The following is an 11,445-nucleotide window of genomic DNA, read 5'->3' as shown; positions in this document are numbered from 1 at the left end:
TGCCACCGACGACCTTTCTTAATAACACCCATAGGACGTTATAGCCACGTCGAAATGCTTTGAGGTAGCGCAGATACCAAATTCGGGCGCTGGGAGTGACAGAGTGGCACGATCGAATTACGACGAACAGACCGGTCAGAGATCGGTTTTACATATTACAAATCATAAACAAAGCCTATTACTACCGCGAGTGGTAGTGACACACGCACCCATGAGAAACGCTGTAATCGTCGATGCAGTGCGAACGCCGTTTGGCAAGCGAGACGGATCGTTCCGGGATACACATCCGCAGGACCTGGCCGCCGAACCGCTCGAGGCGCTGCGCGAGCGCAACGGCTTCGAGCCGGAGACGATCGAAGACGTCATCTACGGCTGTGTGACACCCGTAGACGAGCAGGGGCTCAATATCGCCAGACTTGCACCGATGGTCGCCGGCTGGGGCGATATCGTCCCCGGCGTCCAGTTGAACCGGATGTGTGGCTCGGGCCAGCAGGCGACCAACTTCGCCGCGGCGAACGTCATGGCCGGTCAGCACGACGTGCTCATCGCGGGCGGGGTCGAACACATGACACGCGTCCCGATGGGGTCGGACGGCGCCGAGGGCGCCGACGGGGAAGGCTCCGTCACCGACACCTACTTCGAGTACTTCGACGAGCTGACCCATCAAGGGGAGGGAGCGGAGCGCATCGCCGAGGAGTACGGCTTCTCGCGCTCGGAGCTCGACGAGATTGCCGCCGACTCCCAGCGCCGCTGGAAGCGAGCGTGGGACGAAGGTCGTTACGACGAGCAGATCACGCCCGTCGAGACCGAACTCGACGGCGAGGAAATCGTCGTCGAGCAGGACGAACATCCGCGTCCCGGCACCGACGAGGAGACGCTCGCCGAACTGCCGCTGTCGTTCCGCGAGGAGGGCGAGGGCTTCCACCACCCCGGCAACTCCTCGGGGATCGTCGACGGCTCGGCAGCGTTGTTGATCGCCAGCGAGGAGGCCGCCGAGGAACACGGCTGGGAACCGATGGCCCGCATCGTCCAGACCGAGGTCGTCGGCGTCGATCCGATCACGATGCTGAAGGGACCGATTCCGGCGACCGAGAACGTCCTCGAGCAGGCCGACATGGACCTCGCGGATATCGATCTGTTCGAGGTCAACGAGGCGTTCGCGTCGGTCGTCGCGGCCTGGCTCGAGGAGACGGGGGCGTCCTGGGAGGACGTCAACGTCAACGGCGGCGCGATCGCCCACGGCCACCCGCTGGGCGCGACCGGCGCGATGCTCATGACGAAGCTCGCTCACGAACTCGAGCGCACCGGACAGGACACCGCGCTGTCGGCGATGTGCATCGGCTTCGGCCAGGGCGTCGCTACCATCCTCGAGCGGGTCTAGCGGCGACCGCGTGTCCTGCTAACTGCGCCGATTCGCTCGTTTTCAGCGGGTAACAGAGAACGCTATTCGTATCGTGATGACCGCTCGTGCTGTCGGCTCCGCGCTCATAGCCGGCGAGAGCGGGGCCACAGAGCACGCGGAACTCGCACTGCCACTGCGCTCGTTCGGCTTCGCTCTCTGGCGAGGGAGAAGCTGGATCGAACTTCCGACCTGAACAGAGCGGGGCGAGGAGATCCGACTCGTGCGGATATCGCGCGGAGAACGGTGAAAGGCCGGGGAAACCGGCCCGACACGGGGTTTCATGAGCAGGGGAGATGACAACGGATGGATTTGGCTGGTTGTGCGGCTGCGATCTACCCCTGCGTTACGGAGATTCATCAGCGGCGACCATAAGTGTGTGGTGCGGTATCAAACAACTCGTTCGGCGATAGGACGTCGTACCGACCTTCGTCAGCCCCACGATGGGATCACCATCGGCGGGAGACGATGACTCCGGACGAGCCTCAAAAGCGTCCTCGAGCCGGGCTGCGTCCTCGCTCGATCGCGACCATCGTCCTTCGATTCCGCGTAGGTCCGATCGAACGACGTCGACGAGCGAGCGTCTCCCACTCGTTCAGACGTATCCGGCGTCGACTTTCATCGCGCGGCCGGTCACGTACGAGGCGTCTTCGCTGGCCAAGAACGCGACACAGGACGCGATCTCTTCCGGATCGCCCCAGCGGTCGAGCGCGGTCTGGCGACGCATGGCCTCCTGCTCCGCTTCGGAGTACCACTCGTCGGTCATCGCCGTGTCGACCAGGCCCGGACAGACCGCGTTGATGCGCACGTCGTACTGTGCGAACTCGCCGGCCACGGATCGCGTGAAGTGAAGTACCGCCGCCTTCGTGAGCGCATAGGTCGTGATGGGCGCCGGCTTCCATCCCGCCATCGATGCCGTGTTGATGATCGCCCCGCCGCCGCTCTCCTCGAAAACGGGAAGTGCGGCGTGGCAGCCGTTCCAGACGCCGTTCAGGTTCACGTCGATCAGGTCGTCCCTGTGTTCCCGTGTCGTCTCGCGGAACGAGCGAGCCTCGCCGATTCCGGCGTTGTTGAACAGAATGTCCAGGCCGTCGTGCGTTTCGGCGGCGGCGAGCAGACACTCCTCGAACCGATCGTAGTCGCTGACGTCGAGCGATCGGAATTCGGCCACCCCGTCCGCCGCCTCGTTCGCCTCGATCCGTTCGACGGTTTCCTCGCCGCCGTCGTCGTCGACGTCGGTAACGACCACGTCGACGCCCTCCTCGGCCAGCCGATGCGCCGTCGCACGGCCGATACCCGACGCACCGCCGGTGATGACCGCAGTCTTGTCTCGTAACCCTCGCATTCGCCCCCAAAGATGCGTGTCTCCCACAAGAAAGTATGGATGGACCTCCGCCGAATCTCTCCCGACTTCATCATACCTCCGTTGTACCATAGAGTGGCACTTCCTGGCATATGTACCATCTGGGGTAGTTTTATACGGTTCACCGAAGCAACCCAATATGTGATAGCGCATGGCACAGGAGATTAGCGTCGACGACGATACGGCGAGGGACTTCCTCGAGGAGATGCTCCGCATCGACATCTTCGAGGAAGAAACGAAGGACCGATTTGGCGACGGAGAAATACCCGGGTTCGTCCACCTGAGCGGTGGACACGAGGGATCACACGTCGGAATGGGGGCCGCGATGCGAGAGGACGACTGGCTGGCCGTCGGCGGTGCGCGACTCATCGGTCAGTACATCGCGAAGGGCGTTCCGCTGACCGAGATCATGGCGGAACTGTACGGACGCGTCGACGGGTCTAACAAGGGCCACGGCGGGCAGATGCACGTCTCCGACGTCGACCGGAAGCTGTACGGCCACGCCGCGACCATCGGCTCCGGACAGAACCCGGCGGTCGGGCTCGCGCTGGCCGAAGAGATGAAAGGGACCGACAACGTCGCGGTGACGACTATCGGCGACGGCGGGACGAGTCGCGGCTCGTTCCACACGGCGCTCGTCTTCGCCGCCTACTGGGACCTCCCGGTCGTCTTCGTCATCGAGAACAACCAGTGGGCGATATCGACGCCGGCCGAGTCGCTCTCGCCGGACAACCTCTCCGACTACGGGATCCCGCACAATATGCCGACCGAGAGCATCGACGGGAGCGACGTGGAGGAAGTGCACCGCGCGGTCTCCGACGCGATCGAACGCGCCCGGAACGGCGAAGGGCCGTCGGTCATCGAGAGCCGCGTCGTCAGACTCGTTCCTCACTTCGAGGGCGACAAGGAGACGTATCGCGACGAGGAGGAGTACGAACGACTCAAGGAGGAGAAGGATCCGATCGAGAACTACCGCGAGCGGTTGCTCGAGAACGATATCGTGACCGAGGGCGAAATCGAAGACATGATCGCGAACATCGAATCGGAAGTGGAGGAAGCCGTCGAATTCGCTCGAGAGAGCCCCGAACCGGAGCCAGAAGCGGCCTACGATCACGTCTACAGAACGCCCCTCTACGGGCAGGGTGAGTGACGATGGCGCGGGAGATCACGTACGTCGAGGCGATCGCGGAGGCGATCGACGAGGAACTGGAACGGGACGACGACGTCATTCTGTTCGGCGAGGACGTCGAGGAGTTCGGCGGCAACTTCGGCGAGACCGAAGGGCTGTACGAGAAACACGGTCGCGATCGGGTTCGCAACACGCCCCTCTCGGAGATCGGTATCGCGGGGATGGCGCTCGGCGCCGCCGTCGGCGGCATCCGTCCGGTCGCGGAGCTACAGTTCGCCGACTTCGCGGCGACGGCCGGGGACGAGGTCTTCAACCAGATCCCGAAGCAGCCCTACGTCAGCGGCGGCCAGATCGAGGCGCCGCTCACGATCTTCGCCCCCTCTGGGGCCGGCATCGGCGCGGGCGCCCAACACTCCCAGTCCGTCCATTCGTGGCTCGGGAACGTTCCGGGCTGGGTCGTCGTCACCGCGACGACGCCGTACGACGCGAAAGGGCTGTTCAAGAGCGCTATCAGGGACGATAACCCGGTCTTCTTCCTCCCGCACAAGATGCTGAGCGAGACGAAAGGCGAGGTTCCCGAAGACGAGTACACGCTCCCGCTCGGAGAGGCCGCAGTCGAGGAGGAGGGCGAGGACGTCACCGTCGTTGCCACACAGCTCATGTTCCACCGAGCGAAGGAAGCCGCCGCCGATGTCGACGCGGACGTCGAGATAGTCAACCCCCGGACGTTCGCGCCGCTCGACACGGAGACCATCGCCGAGAGTGTCCGCAAGACGGGGCGGTTAGTGGTCGTCGACGAGACCGTGGAGAGATACGGAACGCAGGGCCACATCGCGAACGAGATCGTCGAGAACGATTTCTTCAGCCTCGATGCGCCGCCGAAGACGATCGGCGTGAAGGACGTGCCGATCCCGCTTAGCCCCGTTCTCGAACAGGAGGTTCTGCCATCCGCGGACCGCATCGCCGACGGAATCGAGTCGCTCTTCTGACGACGCGGGGACGCAGTCCCCGTCCGCGGTCTCGTGACCGTCGATCGGTCGTCTCCGAGCATTCGCTCGGCGGAGGTGAGGACGTGAGCCGGTACGTTTCTAGTTCGATGGCTTCGAGAGAAGCGAACACCTCTGTCGGCGAGCGCGGCGAATACGAGACTGTCGTACCAAACGGGCCCTCGGTAGCGTAACAACCGGCGACGGAAAGCGGACCGGGCTTGGTGAGATTTTAAATATCAGGGTGGACCACGATACCACCATGGTAGAGGTAGTGCGGATCCCGAAGCTCGGACTGAGCGACTACGGCGATCTGGTCTCCTGGGAGGTCGACGAAGGCGACCGCGTCACGGAAGGAGAGATCGTCGCCGTCCTCGAGTCGGACAAGGCGAGCGCCGAGATCGAAGCGTCCGCGAGCGGGACCCTGCTCGCTCAGTACGTCGAGGAAGGCGAAGAGATCGCGATCGAAGTGGGGAAACCGCTCGCGGTGATCGGCGAGGAGGACGAACAGGCACCCTCGCTGTCGGAACTCGAAGGCGGCGAGGAGAGTAGCGAACCTGTATCGAGCGGCGAGTCGACGTCCGACACAGATGCCGATTCCGCTAAGGGGGCAGAAGCTAACGGCGGATCGGCGGCCGCGGAGGTCAAAGCGACGCCGCGGGCGAAACGGCGCGCCAACGAGGAAGACATCGACCTCGTGGGGATCGACGGGACCGGACCGCAGGGAGCGGTCACCGAGAGCGACGTCGAGGAGTACCTCGAGTCCGCCGAAGCGGAACCGGCGGCGGGCGGCGAAGTCGAGCCGGCGGACGACGGCGATGGGAGCGAAGCGAGCGCGTCGACGGACGTGAAGGCGACGCCGCGGGCGAAACGGCGCGCGGAGGAGGCCGGGGTCGATCTGACGCGAGTCGAGGGAACCGGACCGCAGGGTGCGATCACCGAGAGCGACGTCGAGGAATTCACGAGCCGCGAAACCGGTTCGGGGGCCGAGGAGACGACCGGCGCGAGCGAGGAGGCGACCGCCGGCGGTCTCACCGTCACGGAGTCGCGGGAGCTCACCGGCGCTCGAAAGACGATCGCGGAGCGGCTGAGCGAGAGCGCTCGAGAGAAACCGCACGTCATGGGGACGCGCGACATCGGCATCGAGCGCCTCGAGGAGGTCAGAGATCGACTCGAGGAGAAGGGTGTCGACGTCTCGCTGAACGACCTCATCCTCCACTTCGTCGGCCGGACGCTCGAGGACCTCCCCGAGTTCAACGCGCACTTCGAGGACGGCGAACACCGCCTCATCGACGAGGTCAACGTCGGCTACGCGGTCGACAGTGAGCGCGGGCTCATGGTGCCAGTGATCGACGACGTGCCGGGTCGCGACCTCGAGGAGTTAGCGTCCGAGCGGCGACGACTCGTCGAAGCGGTCCTCGAGAACGAACACGCGCCGTCGGATATCCAGGGCGGGACCTTCACCGTCACCAACGTCGGGGTCTTCGACATGGACGTCTCCTACTCGATCATCAATCCGCCCGAGGTGGCGATCCTCGCGCTCGGCCGCCGCAAGCCGATCCCAGTCGAGCGCGACGGCGAGGTCGACTTCGAGCGGGCGATCACGTTCAGCCTCACGATCGACCACCGCGTGCTCGACGGCGCGGACTCGGGCGCCTTCCTCGATCGACTCGCCGAGTACCTCGAGTACCCCGGTCGGGCGTTCGACGCCGTGTAAACCGGGCCGAAACCGTGACGAGTGCTCGACAAAACAGGCGGCGAATAGGGCCCTCCGCTGGTCGATCCCCGTCAGGGCCCGAACTCGGAATCCGCAAGGACCTCGTCGTGGAACCGCTCGTTCTCCGCGGACCGCTCGGGCGGAAACAGACACATTACGTGATCGACGCCGAGATCCTCGAGCGCCCGCAGCCGCTCGCGACACGCCTCGGCCGGCCCCGCGACAGCGAAGCGGTCGCCGAGGTACTCCCACACCTCGTCGCCGATGTCGTCCAGCGCGGTCGCCTCTTCGTCGCCGTGCTCCTGCATGTCGTGGGCGTCGACGAGCGAGCGCAGTTCATCGCGGACCTCGCTCGGCGCGTCCTCGACGGAGAAACTGAAGTTGTGGTAGGCGATGGGTTCGATGACCGGCTTGAGCTTCTCGACCGCCTCGGCCCGCGTATCGGCCACGCAGGTCGGCGTGAGGGTCACGATATCGAGATCGTCGAGCGACCGCCCGGCCCGTTTAGCCCCCTCACGGATATTTGCCAACCCGAGATTCTCGACGGTGTCGGGGTTCGGCCCGCCGCCGAAGATGACGCCATCGGCCACTTCGCCGGCCATTCGAAGCGTCTTCGGCCCCTCGGCGGCGACGTAGACGGTGCCGTCCCGCTGGCGGGACTCGAGGCGGAAGGGTTCGCCGCCGAACGTGACCTCCTCGCCGCGGAGCAGTCGCCGGAGTTTCCCGGCGCTCTCCGCCAGCTCGTCGACGGTGGCCGGTTGTTCGCCGACCGAGTAGACGGCGCTATCGCCGGCACCGATCCCCAAGACGGTTCGGCCGTCGGCGATCTGCTCGAGCGAGGCGATCGCGTTCGCCGTCACCGAGGGGTGTCGGCTCTTGGGATTGGTGATGCCGGGCGCGATCGTCAGTTCGTCGGTCTCCATCGCACACGCCGTGAGCGTGACGTAGAGGTCGGTGTAGAGCTGCTGAGAATCGATCGCCCAGAGGGCGTCCCAGCCCCACCGCTCGAGCGAGCGGGCGTACTCGGTCGCATCGGCGACCGAATCGGTGGCAACGAACCCTCCGAACTTCATGAGTCGTCGGGCTCGTAGCCGTAGACTTCGCGGGCGCGCTCTTCGGTGATTAGTCCCCGTTCGATGTCCGCCTCGACGGCCTCGGGGTCGCGGTCCTCCGGATCGCCGTATCCACCCGGCGTCGCCGAGACGAGCGTGAGCGTCTCGCCGGGCTCGAGCACGCCGGGGCCGTTCGGCGGCACCTCCTTCTCGTCGTCTGAAGAGGCAGTGGTGGCCCGCTTTCCCGATCGACCGCCGCGGAAGCCCGACGGATCGCGGTCGGCCCGGCCGGAGGTGAGCGCGAAGTACACCGGTCTGTCCGTCGGATTGGAGTACGATGTCCGCATCGCCGGTCCGGAGCGATGTTCGCCGGCCCCCTCAGTGTCGGGAACTAACGCCGTCTCCTCCCAGAGAAGCGGACTGTACCGCTCGAACATCTCGACCGGCGTGTTCTGCCCGTTGTACGGGAAGTAGACGCCGGATATGCCGTCTTTGTCGGTGCTGGGCGGGAGGCCGCCGGCCGTCCCGCCGACGGCGATGAACTCCTCGCCGTTCTCGTCGGCGCCCGAGAACGGCGCGAGTTGAATGCCCGCCATCTCCGAGAGCGCCGATTCGGGGACGACCTGTCCCAAGGCGCGGATGAGCGCGTCCTCCGCCCGCGAGTAGGTGAGGTGGCGCCCCATCGTCGCCTTTGGCCGATCGCAGTTGAGGATCGAACCCTCCGGTGCGGTCACCTCGATGGGGCGGAAGAACCCTTCCGCGTTCGGGAGGTCGGGAACCAGCATGCACTTCACGATATACTCGGTGATGGTGACGATGTTCCCGAACGGACAGTTGATGCCGCCGTCGACCTGCGCGGACGTCCCGTCGAAGTCGATTTCGAGGGCGTCACCGTCGATCGTCGCGGCGACCTGGATCTCGAGGTCGTGGTCGGCGATGGCGAACTCGATCGAGTCCTCGTAGGTGCCGTCGGGTAGGTCTGCGAGTTTCTCGCGTAGCGCGTGCTCCGTGCGGTCGATGACCTCGCTCGCGACGCGGTCGAAGGTCTCGGGGCCCCGTTCGTCGACGATTTCGCGAACGCGTTCCTCGCCGACCGTGTTCCCCGATCGCAACGCCTCGAGATCGCCGAGCGCCTGGTGGGGAATCCGGACGTTGCTCCGAATGAGGGAATCGACCGCGTCGTTTCGGTCGCCGGCCTCGTAGAGTTTCGTCGGCGGAATCAGGATCCCCTCCTCGTACACCTGTTCCGCATCCGTCGACCAGCCGCCGCGGTTCCCGCCGACGTCGTCGGTGTGACCGAGACTGCCCACGATTCCGACGAGCTCTCCGTCGTGGAAAACGGGATTCAGGACGACCACGTCGGACAGGTGGCCGCCGCCGATCCAGGGATCGTTCGTGATGATGGTATCGCCCGGTTCCAGCGTTTCCGGCGGGAAGTGATCCTCGAGGATGAGCCTCGTCGTTCGGGAGAGCGCCCCCGAGAGAACGGGGACGGACTGGTCTGAGAGGCCGATCGCGTCGCCGTCGGCCGTCATGACCGCCGTCGACGCGTCGGCTCCCTCTCGAATAGAGAAGGAGTACGCCAGCCGTTCGGCGGCGTCGTACATCTCGTCGGCGGTCGCTTGGAGTCGGTTCCACAGCACCTGGGTCTCCAGGCCTGCCGAATCGGCCGTGTCGGTGTCGTCTGTCGTGCTCATAGTTCGATGGTGATGTCGTAGTTGTCGGCCACGGTGATGCTCGAGTCGGGATCGGCGACGACCGTCGTCTGGTCGGCCTCGACGACGACGGGACCCTCCATCGTCTGGCCCGCCTCGAGTCCGTCCCAGCGGTAGACGTCGGTCGCGATGGTTCCCTCCTCAGCGCCGAAGTAGACGTCGCGGCTGTCCGGTTCGTCGTTCCCGTCCTCCGGAACGGCGAGCTGTGCGGTTTCGGCGGTGCGGTCGGCCTCGCTGAGTTCGAGTCGGTAGGTGAGTACCTCGACCGGGAACTCCAGAGTCTCGCGGTTGAACGTCTCCTGGTAGGTCCGCTCGAACGCCTCGCGAGCGACGTCGGGCGTCACGTCGTCGACGTCGCATCCCTCGAGAGGGACCTTGATCTCGTGTCCCTGGTCGACGTGGCGCATGTCGAGGCTGAGCGACGCCTCGGTCTCGTCCGGATCGATTCCGGCCCGCTCGAGGACGTCAGCGGCCTCCTCCCGGAGGGACGCGAACTGTCGGTCGAAGTCCTCGGCGGACAGCGCCTCGAGGACGGCCTGGCTCGTCGAACTCGCCTCGTACATACGGGGCGCTTCCGTGAGCCCGATCGACGAACCGACGCCCGCACCGTACGGGCAGACGACCTCGTCGATGTCGAGTTTACGGGCGACCCGGAACGCGTGCGAGGGGCCTGCGCCGCCCAATGCGGTCATCGAGAGACCGCGCGTATCGAGGCCGCGAGAGGCGGCGTAGCGGCGAAACGCCGTCGCCATGTTCTCGTTGACGACCTCGAACACGCGCCACGCCGCCTCCGTGATCGACACGTCCAGCGGCTCGGCGAGATCCTCGGCGAAGATGGACTCGGTCTTCTCCGCTGCCAGATCCATCCGTCCGCCGTAGAAGTTCTCGGGGTTGAGGTAGCCGAGTAACAGCGACGCGTCCGTCACCGTCGGCTCCTCGCCGCCCTGATTGTAGCAGATCGGGCCGGGATCGGACCCGGACGACTCCGGGCCGACCTCGATGAGCCCGACGTCGTTCACGGAGGCGATCGAGCCGCCGCCGGCTCCGATCTCGGTCAGATCGATCAGCGGCGAGACGAGGTCGTAGCCGCTTCCCTCCTTGAACCGGTGGACGCGAGCGACGTCGGCCTTGTACTTCATCCGCACGTCGCCGCCCTCGACGATCGATCCCTTCGCCGTGGTGCCGCCCATGTCGAACGAGAAGACGTCCTCCTGATCGTGGTTCTCGCCGAAGATACGCGAGGCGAGGACGCCCGCCGCCGGTCCGGATTCGACGAGTCGGATCGGTTCTGCCTTCGCCGTTCGAACGTCGACGACACCGCCCGACGACGTCATCATGTAGACTTCGCCCGCGAATCCCTCTGTTTCCAGTTCAGACCGCAAGAAGTCGAGGTAGTCCGCCACAACGGGTGAGACGTAGGCGTTGATGACGGTGGTCGACGTCCGCTCGTACTCCCTGATGACGGGAACGACCTCCGATGACAGTGAGACGTTTAGATCGGGGTATTCGTCCTCGATGACGTCCGCCACAGCCCGCTCGTGCTCGTCGGACTCGTAGGAGTGCAACAGCGAGACGGCGACGGAATCGACGTCGTGGTCCTCGACCAGCGTCCGAGTCCGCTCGCGGACCTCTTCGCGGTCGAGCGGTTCGACGACTTCGCCCGCGTCGTTCAGACGCTCGTTCAACTCGAGTCGGCGCTGGCGGGGTACCAGCGGGTCGGGGTACTCCATCTCCCAATCGAACATGTCGTAGCGCGACCCGCGTCGCAGTTCCAGCGTATCGCGGAACCCCTCGGTCGTCAGCAGCCCCGTCGTCGCGCCGGTGCCTTCGATGAGCGTGTTCGAGACCAACGTCGTCCCGTGGATGACGGTGTCGAGTTCCTCGAACGCGACGCCGTTGTCCTCGAGAATTCGATGAGCGCCGGTCAGCGCCCCCTCAGCCGGGTTTGCCGGCGTCGTCGGCTCCTTGTCGACGGTGACTTCGCCGGACTCTCGATCGACCAGCGTGAAGTCCGTGAAGGTACCCCCGATGTCTATGCCAAGTGTATACATGTGCTGTTCGTCCCCGGAGTCCACAGCCGGTCC

Annotated in this window: 8 protein-coding genes; 4 read left to right on the top strand and 4 right to left on the bottom strand. The window is 65.3% G+C overall.

Going from position 1 to position 11,445, the window contains the following annotated elements:
- Positions 1–211 precede the first annotated feature (211 nt).
- Positions 212–1,381: a thiolase family protein gene (locus tag NDO75_RS18745; RefSeq protein WP_310908140.1), complete on the top strand. Its 1,170-nt coding sequence runs from the start codon at positions 212–214 to the stop codon at positions 1,379–1,381.
- Between the two features lie 613 nt (positions 1,382–1,994).
- On the opposite strand, the gene NDO75_RS18740 is transcribed toward NDO75_RS18745, so the two are convergent.
- On the bottom strand, positions 1,995–2,744 hold the full coding sequence (locus NDO75_RS18740; protein WP_310908139.1) for an SDR family NAD(P)-dependent oxidoreductase: 750 nt from the start codon (positions 2,742–2,744) through the stop codon (positions 1,995–1,997).
- A gap of 169 nt (positions 2,745–2,913) precedes the next feature.
- On the opposite strand from NDO75_RS18740, the gene NDO75_RS18735 reads away from it, so the two are divergent.
- The 3 genes from NDO75_RS18735 to NDO75_RS18725 all read left to right on the top strand — a co-directional run bounded on the left by NDO75_RS18735 (position 2,914) and on the right by NDO75_RS18725 (position 6,594).
- The gene (locus NDO75_RS18735; protein WP_310908138.1) at positions 2,914–3,912 is read left to right on the top strand and encodes a thiamine pyrophosphate-dependent dehydrogenase E1 component subunit alpha; all 999 of its coding nucleotides are present in this window, start codon (positions 2,914–2,916) and stop codon (positions 3,910–3,912) included.
- Between the two features lie 2 nt (positions 3,913–3,914).
- Entirely contained in the window at positions 3,915–4,880 is a 966-nt protein-coding gene (locus NDO75_RS18730) for a transketolase C-terminal domain-containing protein (protein WP_310908137.1), read from the top strand.
- A gap of 259 nt (positions 4,881–5,139) precedes the next feature.
- Positions 5,140–6,594: a dihydrolipoamide acetyltransferase family protein gene (locus NDO75_RS18725; protein WP_310908136.1), complete on the top strand. Its 1,455-nt coding sequence runs from the start codon at positions 5,140–5,142 to the stop codon at positions 6,592–6,594.
- 71 nt (positions 6,595–6,665) lie between these two features.
- Here the strand turns inward: NDO75_RS18725 and NDO75_RS18720 are convergent, their stop codons facing one another.
- The 3 genes from NDO75_RS18720 to NDO75_RS18710 are packed head-to-tail and all read right to left on the bottom strand — an operon-like array spanning position 6,666 to position 11,412.
- A complete protein-coding gene (locus NDO75_RS18720) occupies positions 6,666–7,667 on the bottom strand; it encodes an LLM class flavin-dependent oxidoreductase (protein WP_310908135.1) in 1,002 nt (333 codons plus the stop codon).
- Complete coding sequence (locus NDO75_RS18715; RefSeq protein ID WP_310908134.1) at positions 7,664–9,343, bottom strand: hydantoinase B/oxoprolinase family protein; 1,680 nt, start codon at positions 9,341–9,343, stop codon at positions 7,664–7,666. The genes NDO75_RS18720 and NDO75_RS18715 overlap by 4 nt, the downstream gene beginning before the upstream one ends.
- Entirely contained in the window at positions 9,340–11,412 is a 2,073-nt protein-coding gene (locus NDO75_RS18710) for a hydantoinase/oxoprolinase family protein (RefSeq protein ID WP_310908133.1), read from the bottom strand. The genes NDO75_RS18715 and NDO75_RS18710 overlap by 4 nt, the downstream gene beginning before the upstream one ends.
- Between the last annotated feature and the right edge of the window lie 33 nt (positions 11,413–11,445).

Origin of the sequence: Natrinema sp. 1APR25-10V2 (genome assembly GCF_031626495.1) — an archaeon.
Classification (GTDB): Archaea; Halobacteriota; Halobacteria; order Halobacteriales; family Natrialbaceae; genus Natrinema.
Note: the sequence above shows the minus strand (reverse complement) of the source record. Positions and strands in the feature narration are given on the sequence as shown.

Bases quoted from the DNA above. Each gene is read 5' to 3' on its own strand.
- NDO75_RS18710 (WP_310908133.1), bottom strand. From the start codon at position 11,412: ATGTATACACTTGGCATAGACATCGGGGGTACCTTCACGGACTTCACG.
- NDO75_RS18725 (WP_310908136.1), top strand. From the start codon at position 5,140: ATGGTAGAGGTAGTGCGGATCCCGAAGCTCGGACTGAGCGACTACGGC.
- NDO75_RS18740 (WP_310908139.1), bottom strand. From the start codon at position 2,744: ATGCGAGGGTTACGAGACAAGACTGCGGTCATCACCGGCGGTGCGTCG.
- NDO75_RS18735 (WP_310908138.1), top strand. From the start codon at position 2,914: ATGGCACAGGAGATTAGCGTCGACGACGATACGGCGAGGGACTTCCTC.
- NDO75_RS18730 (WP_310908137.1), top strand. From the start codon at position 3,915: ATGGCGCGGGAGATCACGTACGTCGAGGCGATCGCGGAGGCGATCGAC.
- NDO75_RS18745 (WP_310908140.1), top strand. From the start codon at position 212: ATGAGAAACGCTGTAATCGTCGATGCAGTGCGAACGCCGTTTGGCAAG.
- NDO75_RS18720 (WP_310908135.1), bottom strand. From the start codon at position 7,667: ATGAAGTTCGGAGGGTTCGTTGCCACCGATTCGGTCGCCGATGCGACC.
- NDO75_RS18715 (WP_310908134.1), bottom strand. From the start codon at position 9,343: ATGAGCACGACAGACGACACCGACACGGCCGATTCGGCAGGCCTGGAG.